The sequence below is a fragment of the Pseudomonas costantinii genome (assembly GCF_001870435.1).
Lineage (GTDB): Bacteria > Pseudomonadota > Gammaproteobacteria > Pseudomonadales > Pseudomonadaceae > Aquipseudomonas > Aquipseudomonas costantinii.
Genome location: NZ_MDDR01000039.1, coordinates 43,310 through 61,528, shown reverse-complemented (window position 1 = coordinate 61,528; position 18,219 = coordinate 43,310). Strand labels below are relative to the sequence as shown.

The 18,219-nt window shown below is 61.9% G+C and carries 15 protein-coding genes; 10 read left to right on the top strand and 5 right to left on the bottom strand.

The window, feature by feature from the left end; translation table 11 throughout:
- Position 1: 1 nt before the first annotated feature.
- Genes BFL40_RS24020 through BFL40_RS24010 form a run of 3 tightly spaced genes read left to right on the top strand, consistent with a single transcriptional unit; the run spans position 2 to position 3,225 of the window.
- Positions 2–778 (top strand): amino acid ABC transporter permease, encoded by a 777-nt coding sequence (locus BFL40_RS24020; protein WP_071486269.1) that lies wholly within the window; start codon positions 2–4, stop codon positions 776–778.
- Positions 779–780: 2 nt separating this feature from the next.
- Positions 781–1,560 carry an amino acid ABC transporter ATP-binding protein gene (locus tag BFL40_RS24015; protein ID WP_071486268.1) on the top strand — a complete coding sequence of 260 codons (780 nt, stop codon included), beginning with the start codon at positions 781–783 and terminating at the stop codon, positions 1,558–1,560.
- Between the two features lie 54 nt (positions 1,561–1,614).
- Positions 1,615–3,225, top strand: a complete 1,611-nt coding sequence (locus tag BFL40_RS24010) for a gamma-glutamyltransferase family protein (protein WP_071486267.1) — start codon at positions 1,615–1,617, stop codon at positions 3,223–3,225.
- Between the two features lie 187 nt (positions 3,226–3,412).
- On the opposite strand, the gene BFL40_RS24005 is transcribed toward BFL40_RS24010, so the two are convergent.
- The 3 genes from BFL40_RS24005 to BFL40_RS23995 are packed head-to-tail and all read right to left on the bottom strand — an operon-like array spanning position 3,413 to position 7,862.
- Positions 3,413–4,336: a sulfonate ABC transporter substrate-binding protein gene (locus BFL40_RS24005; RefSeq protein ID WP_071486266.1), complete on the bottom strand. Its 924-nt coding sequence runs from the start codon at positions 4,334–4,336 to the stop codon at positions 3,413–3,415.
- Positions 4,333–5,664 carry an LLM class flavin-dependent oxidoreductase gene (locus BFL40_RS24000; RefSeq protein ID WP_071486265.1) on the bottom strand — a complete coding sequence of 444 codons (1,332 nt, stop codon included), beginning with the start codon at positions 5,662–5,664 and terminating at the stop codon, positions 4,333–4,335. The genes BFL40_RS24005 and BFL40_RS24000 overlap by 4 nt, the downstream gene beginning before the upstream one ends.
- Before the next feature lie 2 nt (positions 5,665–5,666).
- Positions 5,667–7,862, bottom strand: coding sequence for a TonB-dependent receptor (locus tag BFL40_RS23995; RefSeq protein WP_071486264.1), 2,196 nt, complete (start codon positions 7,860–7,862; stop codon positions 5,667–5,669).
- 208 nt (positions 7,863–8,070) lie between these two features.
- Here BFL40_RS23995 and BFL40_RS23990 point away from each other — a divergent pair, with 208 nt between their 5' ends.
- The 7 genes from BFL40_RS23990 to BFL40_RS23960 all read left to right on the top strand — a co-directional run bounded on the left by BFL40_RS23990 (position 8,071) and on the right by BFL40_RS23960 (position 16,660).
- Positions 8,071–9,111, top strand: a complete 1,041-nt coding sequence (locus tag BFL40_RS23990; protein ID WP_071486263.1) for a LacI family DNA-binding transcriptional regulator — start codon at positions 8,071–8,073, stop codon at positions 9,109–9,111.
- A gap of 414 nt (positions 9,112–9,525) precedes the next feature.
- Positions 9,526–11,919 carry a TonB-dependent receptor plug domain-containing protein gene (locus BFL40_RS23985; RefSeq protein WP_071486262.1) on the top strand — a complete coding sequence of 798 codons (2,394 nt, stop codon included), beginning with the start codon at positions 9,526–9,528 and terminating at the stop codon, positions 11,917–11,919.
- A 25-nt stretch (positions 11,920–11,944) separates the two neighbouring features.
- Positions 11,945–12,910 carry an amino acid ABC transporter permease gene (locus BFL40_RS23980; protein ID WP_071486261.1) on the top strand — a complete coding sequence of 322 codons (966 nt, stop codon included), beginning with the start codon at positions 11,945–11,947 and terminating at the stop codon, positions 12,908–12,910.
- Positions 12,903–13,676 carry an amino acid ABC transporter ATP-binding protein gene (locus BFL40_RS23975; protein ID WP_071486260.1) on the top strand — a complete coding sequence of 258 codons (774 nt, stop codon included), beginning with the start codon at positions 12,903–12,905 and terminating at the stop codon, positions 13,674–13,676. The genes BFL40_RS23980 and BFL40_RS23975 overlap by 8 nt, the downstream gene beginning before the upstream one ends.
- Positions 13,677–13,694: 18 nt before the next feature.
- Entirely contained in the window at positions 13,695–14,618 is a 924-nt protein-coding gene (locus BFL40_RS23970) for an ABC transporter substrate-binding protein (protein WP_071486259.1), read from the top strand.
- 12 nt (positions 14,619–14,630) lie between these two features.
- Positions 14,631–16,214, top strand: coding sequence for a flavin monoamine oxidase family protein (locus tag BFL40_RS23965; RefSeq protein ID WP_071486258.1), 1,584 nt, complete (start codon positions 14,631–14,633; stop codon positions 16,212–16,214).
- A gap of 11 nt (positions 16,215–16,225) precedes the next feature.
- Positions 16,226–16,660 carry a RidA family protein gene (locus BFL40_RS23960; protein WP_071486257.1) on the top strand — a complete coding sequence of 145 codons (435 nt, stop codon included), beginning with the start codon at positions 16,226–16,228 and terminating at the stop codon, positions 16,658–16,660.
- A gap of 5 nt (positions 16,661–16,665) precedes the next feature.
- Here BFL40_RS23960 and BFL40_RS23955 read toward each other — a convergent pair whose 3' ends face one another.
- Together BFL40_RS23955 and BFL40_RS23950 are read right to left on the bottom strand one after the other, a co-directional pair.
- Entirely contained in the window at positions 16,666–17,172 is a 507-nt protein-coding gene (locus tag BFL40_RS23955) for a GNAT family N-acetyltransferase (RefSeq protein ID WP_071486468.1), read from the bottom strand.
- A 94-nt stretch (positions 17,173–17,266) separates the two neighbouring features.
- A complete protein-coding gene (locus BFL40_RS23950) occupies positions 17,267–18,172 on the bottom strand; it encodes a LysR family transcriptional regulator (protein WP_071486256.1) in 906 nt (301 codons plus the stop codon).
- Between the last annotated feature and the right edge of the window lie 47 nt (positions 18,173–18,219).

The following is an 18,219-nucleotide window of genomic DNA, read 5'->3' as shown; positions in this document are numbered from 1 at the left end:
GATGAATTTCAATTGGGATGTGTTCTGGCAGTACCTGTTGCAGCCCAGCGGGGTGTACCTCACCGGGCTCTGGCTGACCTGCCTGATCAGTGTGCTGGCGATGCTCTTGGGTTGCGTGCTGGGGCTGGCGGCGGCGCTGTTGCGCTTGTCGAAGAACCCGCTGTTACACCTGCCGGTGCGCTTTTATGTGTGGCTGATGCGCGGCACGCCGTTGCTGGTACAGATCGTGTTTCTGTACACCGCCCTCGCAGCGGGCGGCATTTTCCGCTTCGAGGACATCTCGCTGTTCGGCCTGATCATCCCCGGCAATATCCAGGCGGCAATCATCGCCCTGGGCCTCAACGAAGGCGCGTATATGGCCGAGATCATCCGGGCCGGTATCGGTGCGGTGGACAAGGGCCAATACGAAGCCGGGCGTTCCCTGGGCATGACCTTCGCCAAACTGATGCGGCGCATCGTGCTGCCCCAGGCGTTCCGGGTCATCGTGCCGCCGCTGGGCAATGAGTTCAACGTGATGCTCAAGAACACCACCCTGGTCAGTGTGATCGGTGTGCAGGAGTTGTTGCTCAGCACGCAGATGGTCACCTCGGCGACGTTCCGCGTGTTCGAGCTGTACCTGGTGGTGGCGATCTATTTCCTGATGCTCACCACCCTGTGGGGCTTTTTCCAGCGCTGGCTGGAGGCCCGTTTCGACCAGTCCGACCGGCCTTCCGCGCCGCCACCGGCGTCGAGCCGTATGTTCGGTCGCAGCACCCTGAAATTACTGAGGGGACGTTAACCATGGCGCACAAAAGTGACGAGCTGATTATTGAGGCTCTGGATATTCACAAGTCGTTCGGCGATCTGCAGATTCTCAAAGGTATTTCCCTGCAAGTGCGGCGCGGCGAAGTGGTGGTGTTGATCGGCGCCTCGGGCTCCGGCAAGACCACCTTTATCCGCTGCATCAACCTGTTGGAAGACATCCAGGGCGGGCGCATTCGCGTCAATGGCCGCGACATGGGGTACCGCGAACGCGGTGACGGCAGCCTGATGCGCGATTCGGAACGCAACATTGCCCGGCAACGCCGCGATATCGGCATGGTGTTCCAGCGCTTCAACCTGTTCCCGCACATGACAGCCCTGGAAAACATCATCGAAGCGCCGATCCAGGTGCTCGGCATACCGCGCGCCGAAGCGCTGGAACAGGCCCGTGGCTTGCTGGCACGAGTCGGGCTGGCGGACAAGGCCAGCCACTACCCGTCGATGCTCTCCGGCGGCCAGCAGCAACGGGTGGCGATTGCCCGCGCCCTGGCGATGAAACCCCAGGCCATGTTGTTCGACGAACCCACCAGCGCCCTTGACCCGGAAACCGTCGGCGAAGTGCTGCAGGTGATGAAGGAACTGGCCGAGGAGGGCATGACCATGGTGGTGGTCACCCATGAAATGGGCTTTGCCCGTGAAGTGGCCGACCGCGTGGTGGTGCTCGACCAAGGCGAACTTATCGAACAAGGGCCGCCGGAACAGATTTTCAGCCGCCCCAGCCACCCCCGTACCCAGGCCTTTCTCAGCCGCGTGTTATGACCCGTAGCAGGGTCGAGTCCGGCCAATAAATCCTTGTGTGGAAGAACCTTTGCCATGTTGAAATTCTCTGCTCACGAGTACCCTTATCCGTCGCAACGCCAGAGCGTGTTTGCCCGTCGCGGTATGGTCGCCGCCTCCCAGCCGCTGGCCGCCCAGGCCGGTATCGAGATCATGCAAAAGGGCGGCAACGCGATCGACGCCGCCATCGCCACGGCGGCCGCCCTGACGGTGGTAGAGCCCACCGGCTGCGGCCTGGGGGGCGACGCCTTTGCCTTGGTCTGGTGCAAGGGCCAGCTGCATGGCCTCAATGGCAATGGTCATGCACCGGCCGCCTTGAGTATCGAGGCGGTCCAGGCGGCGGGGCATGACCAGATGCCGCTGTATGGCTGGACCCCAGTCACCGTGCCCGGCTGCCCATCGGCCTGGGCGGAGCTGTCGCAACGCTTCGGCAAGCTGCCGTTTGCCGAGCTGCTGCAACCGGCCATCAGCCTGGCGCGGTATGGGTTTCCCCTGTCACCGGTGGTTGCCTATCAATGGCAAATCGCGCTGGACGAATTCACGCCCCACCGCGACCCGGTGCTGGACGCCTGGTTCGACACTTACCTGATCGACGGGCGAGCGCCACGGGCGGGGGAGATCTTCCGCAACCCGGCCCAGGCCCGTACTCTGGAAGAACTGGCCGCCACCCGTTGCGAAAGCCTGTATCGCGGGGCTTTGGCCGAACGCCTGGACGCCCATTCCCGGGCCAGCGGCGGTTACCTGCGCGCCAGCGATCTGAAGGATTACCGCGCGCAATGGGTGGAGCCGATTCACATCAACTACCGTGGCGTCGATGTCTGGGAAATCCCGCCCAGCGGTCAGGGCCTGGTAGCGCTGATGGCGTTGAAGATCCTCGAAGGCTTCAGCTTCGATCACCGTGACAGCCAGCAAACCTGGCATCGTCAACTGGAAGCCATGAAGCTGGCCTACAGCGACGGCCTGCACTACATCACTGACCCGCTGCATATGCGCGTGGCGGTGGCTGACCTGCTGAGCGACGACTACAGCACCCGCCGCCGTGCTCAGATCGGCGAACAGGCTCAACCTCCCAAGCCCGGCGACCCCCACGCCAGCGGCACGGTGTACCTGGCCACGGCGGACGCCGAAGGCAATATGGTCTCGTTCATCCAGAGCAACTACCACGGCTTCGGCTCCGGCGTGGTGCTGCCCGACAGCGGCATCGCCCTGCAAAATCGCGGGCAGGAATTCAGCCTCGACCCAACTCACGCCAACTGCCTGGCACCGGGCAAGAAAACCTTCCACACCATCATCCCAGGTTTCCTCACCCAGAATGGCCAGGCCCTCGGGCCGTTCGGCGTGATGGGCGGCTACATGCAGCCCCAAGGCCATGTGCAGATGGTGATGAACCTGGTGGATTTCGGTCTCAACCCGCAGGCTGCGTTGGACGCGCCGCGCTGGCAATGGCTGGGCGACATGAAAGTCGGCATCGAACAGGGCGCCTCCCGCGACCTGGCCAATGCCTTGGCCCGACGCGGTCACCACGTGCAGATCGCCAGCGACCTCACCGACTACGGGCGCGGGCAGATCATCCTGCGTGACCCGGTCAGTGGCGTGCTATGTGGGGGGACCGAGCCGAGGGCCGATTCGCATATTGCGGTGTGGTAGGCAGGCTGTTTGCCGAGAGCCCGAAGGTAATCACTCTGCACCTTGGATCAAAAACCAGATCAACAGCCGATTCGTAGAGTGCCGGAAAATCTGCTTTTTTGTGGGAGCTGGCTTGCCTGCGATACAGGCGGCTCGGTACAGCAGGAAAGTCCAGTTGATGCCATCGCAGGCAAGCCAGCTCCCACATTCAATCCCGCCACACTGCCTTTTTCACCTCGATGGGCCCGGGCAACAGGCGGTTCTGATAAAAAAGATCCGCCGTCGTCTGCTGCGCCTGGATGATCACGTCATCAATCGGCGATATCGGCGAAGGCGGGCGGTTATCCATATAGCGTGCAATCACCTCGACGGGCAGCCCCATAAACCCCGTCAGCACCTTCAAACTGTCTTCGCGTTGGCTACGGGTGAGGGCTTCAGCGGCGCTGAGTTCATCCAGCAAGTCGTGGATAAACACCCCGTTGGCCTTGGCATACTCCCGGCGAGCGGTATACACCGGCCCCGACAAGCCCAACCCTTCACCGTTGGCCAGCACATGGCTGGGGCTCTGACTCAAGGCGAGTGACGAATACGGTTCCCAGATGGCCCAGGCATCTACGCTGCCTTGTTCGAATGCCGCACGGGCATCGGCCGGCGGCAGGTAAACCGGCTGGATATCCTGGTAACTCAAGCCGGCTTTATTCAGCGCGCGCAGGATCAGGTTGTGCGAGCTGGAGCCTTTTTGGAAAGCAACCTTCTTGCCCTTCAAATCAGCCACCGAATGCAGCGGGCTGTCGTTGTGCACCAGGATAGTCTCGGCGGTCGGCTTGGGCGGTTCGGCGCCGATATAGACCAGATCGGCACCGGCGGCTTGCGCGAACAGGGGAGGGATATCGCCGGTGGAACCCACATCCAACGCGCCCACGTTCAGTGCTTCAAGCATCTGCGGGCCAGCGGGGAATTCGACCCACTTCACGTCAGTCTGCGGGAAACGTTTTTCCAGCAGCCCATGTTCCTTGGCGAGTACCAGGGCGATGGAGCCTTTCTGGTAGCCGATACGCAGGGTCGTCGGGTCGGCTGCCAGTGCGGTTTGGGCCAGGGCCAATAACCCCAACATCAGCGCCGGAAACTTCATGCCGGCACCTGTGCAAAACGATTGGCGGGGCGCGCCAAGCCCAGGTTTTCGCGCAACGTAGTGCCGGTGTATGCGGTGCGAAACAGGCCACGCCGTTGCAGCTCCGGCACCACCCATTGCGCAAAGTCTTCCAGCCCTCCCGGCAGGTGCGGCACCAGGATATTGAAACCATCCGCCGCGCCGTTTTCAAACCAGCGCTGCAGCTCATCGGCGATCTGCGTGGGCGTGCCGATCAGGCTGTAATGCCCGCGACCACCGGCAATCCGACGGCCCAGCTGCGCCAGGGTCAGTTGCTCCCGGCTTGCCAATTCACTGAGCAATTGCTGACGGCTGCGTTGCCCGCTGTCGGTCAATGGCAGCTCCGGCAGCGGCCCGTCCAATGGGTAGCCGGACAGGTCGAAGTTACCCAGCATGCGCCCCAGCAAGGCAACGCCCACCTCGGGTTCGACCAGCGCCTGGAACGCCTCGAATTTCTCCTGTGCCTCAATCTCGGTTTGCCCCACTACGACAAACACACCTGGCATGATTTTCAGCGAATCCGCCTCACGCCCATATCGGCTCAAACGGCCTTTGATGTCCGCGTAAAAAGCCTGTGCGTTGGTCAACGAGGTTTGCGCGGTAAACACCACCTCGGCGGTTTGCGCCGCCAGCTCACGGCCGGCCGGTGAAGAGCCCGCTTGCACGATCACCGGCTGGCCCTGGGGCGAGCGCGCCACATTCAGTGGGCCTTTGACCCGAAAGTGTTCGCCGATGTGATCCAGCACGTGCAGTTTCGCCGGATCGTAGTAGCTGCCACTGGCCTTGTCGCGCACAAAGGCGTCGTCGTCCCAGCTGTCCCAAAGCCCTGTCACCACCTGGTGAAACTCCTTGGCGCGGCTGTAGCGTTCTGCATGGCCGAGGTGTTCGTCGCGCCCGAAATTCTGTGCTTCAGCGGCGTTGTCCGAGGTCACCAGGTTCCAGCCCGCGCGCCCGCCGGACAAGTGATCCAGCGAGGCGAATTTACGCGCCACGTGGTACGGCTCGTTGTAGGTGGTGGTCGCGGTGGCGATCAGGCCGATGTTGTCGGTGACTGCACTGAGCGCCGAGAGCAGCGTCAGCGGCTCGAAATGATCCGAACGCGCCATATGGCTGGCGACCTCACCGGTGGCGGCAGCAATGCTGTCGGCCACGAACAACGCATCAAACTTCGCCGCTTCTGCAACCCGCGCCAGGCGTTTGTACTGGGCAAAATCCAGCCCGGCATTGGCCGGTACGTCCGGGTGGCGCCAGGCGGCGACGTGGTGCCCGGTGGCCATCAGGAAGGCGCCGAGTTTCAGTTGACGGCTCATGCTTAGAAATCCTTACGCAGTTGCACACCGAAGTAACGCTCATCGTCACGAGGCACGGCGCGGTAGATGTAGTTGCCGCCACTGGCCAGCAGCGGTGAGTAGGACTTGTCGGCGAGGTTCTTGGCCAGGAAGGCTACGCGCCAACCATTGCTGTAGTCGGCCAGGGCCACGCTGGCGTTCCAGATGCCGTAGGCGCCTTGCTTGGTGTCGACGTTCTGGCTGATGTCGTACTGCACTTCGCTTTGCCAGCTGTAGTCGGTACCCAGTTCGATATCCAGGCCGTTATCCAGCGGGATGGTGTAGTCGGCGCGTACGTAACTTTTCCAGTCCGGGCTGAACGGCAGCGGTTTGCCATTCACGTTGCACGTTGCCGCCGCGCCCGCCGGGCAAGCGAACTCGTCGATGCGTGCACGGGTGTAGGCCAGGGCGCCGGAGAACTTGAGCTGTTGGGTCGCCTGCAAGGCGTAATCCAGCTCGACGCCTTCGGTGCTGACGCTGCCGGCGTTGATCAGGCGCGTCACCACTTGGCCGGCGACGGTGTCGAAAAAGTTGGCCTGGTAGTTATCGTAATCGCTGTGGAATACCGCAAGGTTGGTGGTCAGGCGGTTGTTCCAGCTGGTGGCCTTGATCCCGGCTTCCCAGGTGTTGGAGGTTTCCGGTTTGAGCGCATTGGTGTCACGCGGCTGCATGTTGAAGAACACGTTGTACGCCGGGCCTTTGTAGCCGCGCGAGTAAGTCAGGTAGCTGGTGATGTTGTCGCTGATGTCGTATTGCACGCCAAGACGGCCGGACCAGCCGTCCTCATCCACCGAGCCTGAACTGGCCGTTGCCGGTTGAATCCCGCTGACCGTGGTGGCCGAGGTGGAGACGCGGCGGTGATCGTATTTCAGGTCATCGTGGGTATAACGCAGGCCGGCAATGCCGCGAAAGCGCGAGGTGAAATTCAGCGTGGTCTCGCCGAACGCCGCGTAGCTGTCGCTGGTGGTGCTGTAGTCGGCGATGCCACGGTCGGTGCGTGTGGTGGTGCTCAGTGTGCGTTGATAGGTTTCCTCGTCCCTGCCGTGCATGTAGAACAGGCCGCCAACGTATTCGAGGAACTCACCTTTGGGCGAGGCCAGGCGCAGCTCCTGGGAGTATTGGTTGAACGCCAGTTGGCCCTTGTCGGCGGTGCCGGGGAAGGACGCAGTCACCGTGCCGAGGCGATCACCGTCCTGGTACTGGGTGTTGTCCCAACCGCGCCAGGCGGTGATCGAGGTCAGGGTGTAGTCGCCCAGGTTCCAGTCCAACTGTGCAGACAAACCCTTGTTGGTGTCTTCGACATAGGTGCGGGTGTCGGTGTTGATATCACGGTTGTCGCTGGAGGCGCGCACGGGGCTCAAGGCGTTGGCAAAGGCTGGGGTCAGCGACTTACTCACCACGCCATTCGGGCCGTCGTCATGGGACTGCATATAGTCGGCAATCAGCGTCAGCTTGACGTCGTCATTGGGGGTGAACTCCAACTTGCCGCGAATGCCCTTGTGGTTGTAGCCGTTGACCTCCTGGCCGTTGTGCTTGTTATCGACGTTACCGTCGTAGCTGCCGAACAGCGTGCTGATCGAGCCCTTGAGCACATCCGGCACCAGGCTGCCGCCGATGCCGAAACGGGTGCGGCTTTCATTGCCGCTGTAGTAGGACTGGTCGATATAGCCGTGGGTCTCGGCTGTGGGCGCCTTGCTTGTGATGTTGAGCACACCGGCCGATGCATTTTTGCCGAACAGTGTGCCTTGCGGGCCGCGCAGTACTTCGATGCGTTCCAGGTCCAGCAGGTCGAGGGTGGCTTGGCCGGGGCGGGCGTAGACCACGCCGTCGATCACCGTGGCGACCGTCGGCTCAACGCCGGGGGAGGTGGAAATGGTGCCCACGCCGCGCACGAACAACGAGGTGTCCTTGTTCGACGCGCCGGTGCGGAAGTTCAGCGATGGCACCTGTTGCACGATGCTCGCGACGCCATTGCGGTTATCGCGCTCCAGTTGCTCGCCATCGAGGACCGAGACGGCCACCGGCACTTTCTGCAATGATTCTTCGCGACGGGTGGCCGTCACGGTGACGGGTTTGAGGGTGGGTTCCGGCTCGTCGGCCGCGAACGCGCCTGGCACGGGAAGGGCCGTTAAACCGGCCACTATCAGCCAGTGTGCTCTGGAGTGTTGGACGTTGTGCATGTTGTGCCCGCTCGAAAAAAATGCCCTGAACCGCTGCCGTTCTGCGACGGGCAGCGCCTGTGAGTCCGTCTCTGGCATTCGCTCGAGCGAGTAGCAGACAATGCGCTTTGTTAGCGCTAACATCGGCATTATTGGTAGGTCTGGTTTAGAGCGTCAAATACTAAAAAATTAGTCCTATATTCCTTTTGGTTTTTAACAGGATTTTCCCTTGAGCGAAGACAAACCACGCAAACGCCGTGGCGCCGGGCGCGTCACCCTGAACACCGTGGCCCGCCAGGCGGGGGTGTCGGCGATCACCGTGTCGCGTTACTTCAACCAACCGGAGCAGGTATCGCCCGAACGTCGCGAGCGCATTGCCGAGGTCGTTGCCGAGTTGGGCTATGTGCCCAATCTGGTGGCGGGCGGGTTGGCCTCGGCGCGGGGGCGGATCGTGGCAATGGTCATTCCGAACATCTCGGGGCCGATTTTTGCCAATACCATCCAGGGCTTCAGCGACACCCTCAGCCGCCACGGTTATCAGTTGTTGCTGGCGTCCAGTTACTTCAGTGCCGAGCAGGAAGAAAGCGCGGTGCGCGCGTTTCTCGGTTGGTCGCCGGCCGCGCTGGTGCTCACCAGCCGCTTTCACAGTGCGGGCACTGAAAAGATGATTGCCGAAGCGGATATCCCCGTCGTGGAAACCTGGGACTACGTGCCCGAGCGCGAGCCATTGCAGATCGGCTTTTCCCATTACGAGGTGGGCGTCACGGCCGCCCGCTACCTGCATGGCAAGGGCTATCGACGTATCGCCTTTGTGCAGAACAGTGCCCCTGGCGACTTCAGTGCGCTGGAACGGCGCGACGGTTATGCCGCCACCATCACAGAGCTGGGTTTGCAGCCCTGGGTCTTCGCCCCGGACGCTGACCGTGCGCCGTTCGAAGCAGGCAAGCAGGCGATGGAGGTGTTGATGAACCACGCCACGCCACCCGACGCGATCATCTTCGCCAATGACAACCTGGCGGCCGGTGGCTTGCTGGCCGGGCAGCGCGCCGGGCTGAAGATCCCGCAAGACTGCGCCGTGCTGGGTTTTGGTGACTACCCATTTGCCGAAATGCTGTTGCCGAGCCTTAGCACGATCAAACCGCCGGCCTTGGAGATCGGGGTATTAGCGGCCACGCGCGTACTTGAAAGTTTGGGCGTTTTACCGGTTGAGGATGAAGTGCAGCGATTGAACTTACTGACGTGCCGGCTGATTGAGCGCGAGAGCGCCTGATGACGCTTGGCGCCTTGCATCGAGCGCCTCCATGCACTCGGTGTTAACCCATAAAACATTATTTATATGAATAAAAACTTTAATTAATAATGAAAACTAAGAATATTAGCTTATGCCCAAATAGCATTATATTTTTGAAATTCATTCCGTTATGTTTGAACTCAACAGCCTACCCCTGACCTCGGATGGTACCAATCGTGATTCGGATTCTGCGCGCCATAGCCCGGTGATCAACCACTGATCCCACAGCAGAGTCGTTGGAAGGGAGCTCAACGTATGTTGCCAATTCAAACCCCTCGCTCGCCCCACACCTAGTTCCAAACCGCAGACACACCCTTAAACCCCGTGCACATCGCGCCGCCCCGACGGCCGCGCGACTGCCCGACTTCGCGATTTGGAAAGTTTGGAGTGGCTATGAAGCAAGTTTTACAACCGACTGCCGCACTGGCGCTGGCCCTGTTGGCAAGTACGGTCCAGGCCCAGGATGACAGTACTTTGTCCACCGTGGTGGTCACCGGTAACCGTGGCGCCGAACAGCGCACCGTCACCAGCAGCCCGGTGCCGATCGATGTGGTCAGCGCCAAGCAATTGCAGAGCACCGGCAAGCCCGGCCTGATGGAAGCCTTGAGCGCGGTGATCCCGTCGCTGACCCTGCCGGAAAAAACCGGCTGGGACGCCAGCGGTATAGCCCGGGCCCCCAACCTGCGTGGCCTGAGTGCCGCCGAAGTGTTGGTGCTGGTCAATGGCAAGCGCCGTCACACCAGCGCCACCCTGAACATCAACGGCATCAACACCGGCGCAGCCCCGGCCGACCTCGACCTGATCCCCATCAGCGCCATCGACCATGTAGAAGTGCTGCGTGATGGCGCCGCCGCCCAATACGGTTCCGATGCCATTGCCGGGGTGATCAACGTGATCCTCAAGGCCGACACCAGCGGCACGGCGGTGACCAACGTCGGTCAGGGCTATGACGGCAAAAAACAAACGGTTCAACAGAGTCTCAACAAGGGTTTCGAAATCGGCAACGGCGGCATCGTGCAACTGGCCCTGGATGCGCGCAGCCAGAATGACGACAACAAGGCCAGTGCCAACGGCTACACCTATGCACAAGCCTACGAACAAGCCGGCCGTTCCACCTACGGCGGCTACGGCACACCCAAGACCAATCTGTTAACGCTTGCCTACAACGCCGAGCTGCCGATCGATGACAGCTTCAGCCTGTATTCCTTCACCACCTACTCGCACCGCAAGGCCGAGCAGGGGCAGAACTTCCGCCTGCCGACCATCACCAACACCATCACCACCGGGCCGAACGGCTACCCGGCCGGGTATACGCCGACGTGGTACATCGATGAAGACGACTTCCAGGCCGCGTTCGGCGGCAAAGGCAAAGTCGGCGAGTGGGACTGGGACCTGTCCACCACCTACGGGCGAAACGAGGCGGAGCAGGGCACCACGCACAACCAGAACCCGTCCCTGGGCGAAGCCACACCGAATAGCTTCACGTCCGGTACATGGATTTCCACCGAGCTGACCACCAACCTGGACTTCAAGCGCGGCTTCGACGTCGGCCTGCAAAAGCCTCTCGATGTGTCCTATGGCTTTGAACATCGGCGCGACACCTATGAGGTGCAGGCCGGTGACTGGGCGTCCTACGCCAACGGTGGCTACTGCGTGGCGCCGGGCAACTGCGCGTCGTCCGGGGCCCAGGTCACCAACGGCATCTCCCCAGCCGAAGCCACCAGCGCCTCGCGCAACAGCCTGGCCAGTTATGTGGATGTGGGCTTCAACCCAGTGCCGGACTGGTACGTCGGCACTGCCTTTCGTTATGAGCATTACAACGAAGGTGTCGGCGCGACCCGCAGCGGCAAACTGACCACCCGCTACGATTTCACTCCGCAATTCGCCGTACGCGCCACCGTCAGCAATGGTTTCCGTGCGCCGTCCCTGGCCAACAGCCTGTTCAGCGCGCGTTCCACGACCTATGGCGTAGTGGATGGGGTGTATCAGTCGATCAACTACGGCGTGCTGCCGGTGAGTTCGGCGGCGGCCAAGGCCCTCGGCGCCCAAGACTTGAAACCCGAACGCTCGACCAATTTCAGCCTCGGTTTCACCCTCACGCCCACCGATCGCCTGACCTTTACCGCCGACGCCTACGTAATCAACCTGCGTGACCGCATCACCTTGACCGGCACCTTGCTCGGCCCTGAAGTCACCCAGGTATTGCAGAACAACGGCATTAACTCCACCTCCGGTGGCCAGTACTTTATCAACGGTGCCGACACCCGCACCAAAGGCCTGGATCTGGTCAGCAACTACAGCCAGGACCTGGGCCAATTCGGCTCATTGAAATGGACCGCGGCGTTCAACTGGAACCAGACCACGATCCTCAACTACAAGCAGTCCACCAATATTCTGGGCACCTCGTATGACCTGATGGACCGCCAGGCGCGCAACCTGATCACCGGGGTGCAGCCCAACACCAAACTGATCCTGGGCGGTGACTGGAGCATCGATCGCTTCAACCTCAACTTGGCCCTGACCCGCTATGGCTCATACAAAGAGGTCAACGTCTCCGCTGACCGCAGCCTCGACCGGATCTACAGCGCCAAATGGATCACCGATCTCGACCTTGGCTACAACCTCACCAAAGACCTGAACATCGCCATCGGCGCCAAGAACCTGTTTGACCTCTATCCCAAGAAACAAGGCGTGCCGAGCAGCACCATGCTCGCCAGCTACGGCACCTATTCGCCCTACGGTTTTACCGGCGGGTACTACTACACCCGGCTGACTTACGCCTTCTAAGGCCGCTACCCGCGAGGAATAGAACATGCCCATCGTCGCCAAATCCTATGACCTGATTGACGAGGTCAGCCCGGTTCGCCAGGCCCGCGTCGCAACGCCCATCAAGGCCCTGCAAGTGGTGCCGGCCCGGCACCCCTGGCGCTGGGCGGGGTCGATCTTCGCCGCCTTGGTGCTGTTGGCCATCGTGCACTCCCTGGCCACCAACCCGCGCTGGGAGTGGGGCGTGTTCGGTCAATGGTTCTTCTCGCCGTCGGTACTGCGCGGCCTTGGCCAGACGTTGCTGCTGACGCTGCTGAGCACGGTGTTCAGCATCATTCTCGGCACCGCGTTGGCCCTGGCGAGGCTCTCGGGCTCGCCGCTGCTGGCGGCATTGGCCTGGGGCTATATCTGGTTCTTCCGCTCAATGCCGGCGCTGCTGGTGCTGATCATCCTCTACAACTTTGCCTACCTGTACGACCACATCGTGCTGGGCGTGCCGTTCACCGAAGTGGTGTTCGCCGAGTGGTCGACGGTGGATGTGCTCAGCCAATTCACCGTGGCGGTATTGGGCCTGAGCCTGATGCAAGCGGCGTACGCGGCGGAGATTATTCGTGGTGGTCTGATCGGTGTGGATGCCGGTCAACATGAAGCGGCGGCGGCATTGGGTTTGCCCGCGTCGCGACGGATCTTCCGCATCATCCTGCCCCAGGCCTTGCGCTCGATCCTGCCGTCGGGTTTCAACGAAATCATCGGCCTGGTCAAGGGCACTTCCATCGTCTACGTGCTGGCCTTGCCGGAGCTGTTCTACACCGTGCAGGTCATCTACAACCGCACCCAGGCGGTGATCCCGCTGTTGATCGTTGCGACCGTCTGGTACCTGATCATCACCACCGTACTGACCAGCGCCCAGTACTACGTCGAGCGCCATTTCGCGCGCGGCACTGCGCGCGTTCTGCCACCCACACCGCTGCAACGCATACGCCGCTGGCTCAAGGAGAAAACCCATGAGTGAAGCGCGCGCAGGCCGCATTCAGATCCAGGGCGTGGGCAAGCGCTTTGGCAACCAGCAGGTGCTCAAGGATATCGACCTGACCATCGATCCGGGCAAGGTCACGGTGATCCTCGGGCCATCCGGCTCGGGTAAATCCACCTTGCTGCGCACCATCAACCACCTGGAGAAGATCGACAGCGGGCATATCACCATCGACGGTGAATACGTCGGCTATCGACGCAAGGGCGACCTGCTTTACGAGCTCAAGGAGCGCGAAATTCTCAAGCGGCGCATCGACGTGGGCTTCGTGTTCCAGAACTTCAACCTGTTCCCGCACCTCACTGCTTGGGAAAACATCGCTGAAGCCCCCTTGGCCCACAAGCGCTGGAGCAAGGCCGAGGCGCAGGCCAAGGCCTCTGAGCTGCTGGCCAAGGTCGGCCTGGCGGACAAAGTCGATGCTTATCCGCGCCAGCTCTCCGGAGGGCAGCAACAGCGCGTGGCTATCGCACGGGCCTTGGCGCTGGACCCCAAGGTGCTGCTGTTCGATGAGCCCACGTCGGCCCTCGACCCGGAGCTGGTCGGCGAAGTACTCGACGTGATCAAGGGCCTGACCCAACTGGGCGTGACCCTGGTGATCGTCACCCACGAGATCGGTTTTGCCCGCGAGGTGGCCGACCACGTGGTGTTTCTCTGCGATGGCCAACTGATCGAAGAAGGCCCGCCCGAACAGATTTTCCGCCAACCCCGACATCCCCGCACCGTGGCCTTTCTCGGCAAGGTGCTTTAGTTCAAGGAGTGACTGCCCATGTTAATCAACACCGCCCGTGTAGCCTTGCTGGCACTTGCCGTCAGCACTGCGCAAAGCGCTTTCGCCGTGCAACAGGTCGACCTCAGCCCCGACCGCGTGCGCATCCATGTCCCGCGTAACGAAGCGGCTATCGCGCAGATCCCGCCGGGTTTCAAGTTCGCCCAGCCCGGCAAGTTCACTGTGGCTGTGTCCGGGGTGGCCGGGCCACCCCTGGCGCTGCTGGCCAATGACGACAAGACCACCATCGGCAGCGAAGCCGACACCGCGCAGTTGGTAGCTGACAGCCTGGGCCTGCAACTCAACGTGGTGCAGACCAGTTGGGAAGACTGGCCCCTGGGCGTCAGCTCGGGCAAATACGACGCGGTGATCAGCAACGTCACCGTGACCGAGGCGCGCAAGAAGCGCTTTGACTTCGCGACCTATCGCCAGGATGTGCTCGGGTTTTACGTGAAGAGCACCAGCAAGATCAGCGAGATCAAACAGGCCTCGGAGATCGCCGGGCTGAAGATCATCGTCGGTTCCGGCACCAACCAGGAAAAAGTCCTGCTGGCGTGGAACGAGGCCAATGAAAAGGCCGGCATCAAGCCCGCGCTGTTGCAGTACTTCGACGACCAGGCGGCTGCGCAACTGGCCGTGCAGTCGGGGCGCAGCGATGCGTTGTTCGGGCCTAACTCGGTGTACGCCTATTCCGCCGCAATCACCGGCGGCATCAAGCTTGTCGGCACGGTGAATGGTGGCTGGCCATTGAAGGCGGACATCGCGGTGACCACGCGCAAGGACAACGGCCTCGTCAAGCCGATCCACACCGCCCTGGAAGGCGCGATTGCCGGCGGTCAATACGAGCAAGTACTGCAACGCTGGGGCCTGGATATTGAACGGGTCGACACGTCGCTGATCAACCCACCGGGCCTGCCAGACTAAGGAGTCGCGAACATGGGACTGACACGACGTGAAGCGCTGTCCAGCATCGCCGCTGTGGGGGGCGAGAAAGCCGTCAAGGACGCACTGGCGGTATTGGGGCTGGGGCCATCATCTCACCGGCGGCCACAGCCGCTGAAACTCAAGGAAGGTCTGGGGCAGGGCACTCGCGTGCTGGTGCTGGGCGCCGGGATTGCCGGGCTGGTCACCGCCCTGGAACTGACCCGCGCCGGGTTCAGTGTGCAAGTGCTGGAGGCCCGTGATCGGGTCGGCGGCCGCACCTGGACCCTGCGTAACGGCGACCGCGTGGACTACAAGGATGGTCGTACGCAAACCGTGGCCTTTGATAAAGGCTTGTATTTCAATGCAGGCCCCGCACGGATTCCCAGCCAGCACCGCACGATTCTCGACTACTGCAGCGAGTTGGGTGTGCCGCTGGAAGTACTGGTCAACAGCAGCCACGGTGCTCAGGTGCGGCCGGACCTGCAACAGTCGGCATTCACCGTCGGCCAGGCGATCAACGATACGCGCGGGCATCTGTCCGGCTTGCTCGCCACGGCGGTGCAGCGCGATGCCCTCGACGACGTATTGAGCAGCGAGGAACGCACGCGTTTGCTGGCGTTCTTGCAGGTGTATGGCGACCTCTCCCAGGAACTGGCCTATGAAGGCAGCCTGCGTTCCGGTCACTTGGAATCACCTGCGCACCCGGGCGCCTTGCCCGCCAGTGCCAAACCGATCGGCCTGGAGCGCCTGCTGCATCCTGAGCTGTGGGGCGCGTTGCTGCACACCGAGTTCCCCGAGTTCTCGGCCACCATGTTTCAGCCGGTCGGCGGCATGGACCGCATCACCGATGCGTTCTACCAGCGCGTCAGCCAGCACGTGCAACTGGGCGCCCAAGTGCGGCAGATTCGCCAGCTGGAAGATGGCGTGGCAGTGACCTACCACGACACCCACAGTGGTCGCGAACAGGTGGTGCGCGCCGATTACCTGGTGTCGACCTTGCCGCTGCCGCTACTGGCCAAGCTCGACACCGACTTCAGTGACCCGATCAAGGCCGCGCTGCTCAGCACCCGCAGCGACCAGGCGACCAAAGTGGCGTGGCAATCCCCGCGCTTCTGGGAGACCGACTACCGCACCTACGGCGGCCTGTCGTGGATCGAACACCCAGCGCGCCTGCTGTGGTACCCGAGCAACGACCTCAACACCCGCGAAGGCTTGCTGGTGGCGGGTTACGTGACCGGGGAGGGCGCCGATGTGTTTGGCGCTCAACCCTTTGAGAAGCAGTACGCCACCTCGAAAGAAGCCGTGGAGCTGCTGCACCCCGGCTACTCGAAACACCTGCGTAACCCGTTGGCGGTGTCCTGGGAACAGATCCCCTACAGCGAAGGCCCGTGGTTGCAACGCGAACACTTCCCGGCCGACGCCAGCGCTTTATTGGAAGAAAGCCACGGCCGCGTGTACTTCGCCGGTGACGGCCTGGTGCAAAGCGGCGTGGGCATCTGGCAGGAATCGGCGGCCAACTCGGCGCGCCATGTGGTCGGGCAACTGGCCGAGCGCGTCACTCAACAGCGACAGATCGCGGCAGTAGCCGCCTCGTAAGGAGAAACACCATGAGCGACAGCATTCAACGCACCAGCGTCGGCGATTTCCCGATCTCGCAGACCGTCACCATCCCGGCGTCCGCCAGCCTGATCTTTGTCAGCGGCACCTTGCCAGACCTCGCCGATGCAAACGCCCCGGCCGGCACGCCGGCGGCCTACGGCAACACCGAAGTGCAGACGGTTTCGGTGTTCAACAAGCTGCGTAAAATCCTGCGCCAACAAGACCTGAACCTCGGCGATATCGTGCAGTTACGGGTGTTTCTGGTCGGCGCCGAAGAGACCGGCGGCAAACTGGACTTTGCCGGGTTGCAGGCCGGGTATACGCAGTTCTTCGGTACGCCCGAGCAACCCAACAAACCGGCGCGCACTGCGTTGCAGGTCGTCGCGTTGCCATTGCCCGGTGCGCTGGTTGAAGTGGAGGCGATTGCTGCCAGGACGGTGTAATCACCTCACTCGGTGGCCTCAAACGCCGGGTGGTAGCTGACAACACCACTCGGCAGCTCGCCGCTGAACGACAGTGCCTGGAAGTACTGCGCAGGGACGCCAGGCAATTCAAGGCCAGGGCTGACCTTGAACCCGAAGCGGCCATAGTAACCAGGGTCGCCGAGTACCACGCAGCCCGCTGCGCCCAGGCGTTGCAGCTCGGCGAGAGCGGCCTTCATTAGCGTCGAGCCAATGCCTTGGCCTTGACGATCCGGCCACACCGAAATCGGCCCCAGGCCGTACCAGCCAGTAGCCCCCGAAGAAATATTGACGGGTGAAACGGCGACATGACCGACCACGTACTCGTTGTTCGTCGCCACCAGGGAGACGCTCAATTGGCCGGCGTTCCTGAGTGCATTGACGATAAATTGTTCCGTGTGGCTGGAGTGCTCTTCGTTTTGGAAGGCAGCTTCGGTGAGTTGCGTGATGGTCTCGATGTCTTGGCTGTTTTCAGCGCGAACGGTCAGGGCCACGTTGATCTTCTCCTCTGTCACTGAGTCAGTGAGGTGGCGCAGCACCTTGAATATCGATGCGGCAATCGTGTGTTTTTTGTGCCGATTATGACACTCACGGCTTACCGTGACTGCTCAGATACTCAAACAGCTTCTGCGCCTGCGGAGCCAGATGAGCCAGGCTACGGATGCCCACGAATAATGTTCGGTGCGCCCACTTATCGCGTAGCGGTACTGCAACCAGGCGGCTGCCCAGCAACTCGTCGCGCACCGAAGACAACGGCAATATGCCAATCCCCAGCCCGGCCTCGATCATCCGGCAAATTCCATCGAAACTGCTGACTTGGATGCGCACCTTGAGGACTTTGCCTGCGCCCACGGCGGCATCGCTGATACGGCGCAGTAGCGAGCTGCCCTGATTCAGCGCGACGTAATCGAAATCCAGAGTGTCGGCGAACGACAGGCTGCGCTCCTGTGCCAGTTCATGGCCAACCGGCACCAGCAGCACCAGCCGATCTTCGCGGTAGGGCAGTGTGTACAGCCCTTCAGCCGGGACGTTGTCAGCAAAGATGCCGATATCGGCCCGCCCGCTTTCCACCGCCTGGATGATCGGTTCGCTCAGCGCTTCTTCCAGACCGATGCGCACATTCGGGTTCTGACGCAGGAAAGCCGCCAGGTCGTCCGGCAAAAACTGCACGACTGCCGAGGTATTGGCAAACAGCCGGATATGCCCGCGCACCCCCACGGCGTAGTCGCTGGCATCGCTGGCCATGCGGTTGACGCCATCGAGGATGCTCCTGGCGTGTTCGACTATGCCTTGGCCCGCTGCCGTCAGTTCCAGCCCGCGCGGCAGCCGCACGAACAGCGGGCACTGGGTGGTGCGCTCCAGCTCAGCCAGGCGTTTGCTGGCGGCGGAGACCGTCATGTTGGCCTTTTCTGCGGCGCGGGTCAGGTTGGCAGTCTCGGCGGCGAAGATCAGCAGGCGCAGGGACAGCAAGTCGAAATGCAGCGGGTTGATCATAAAGCGTTTCCCGTTTGGAAAGGGTGGTGGCGAAAACTGCAATTTTC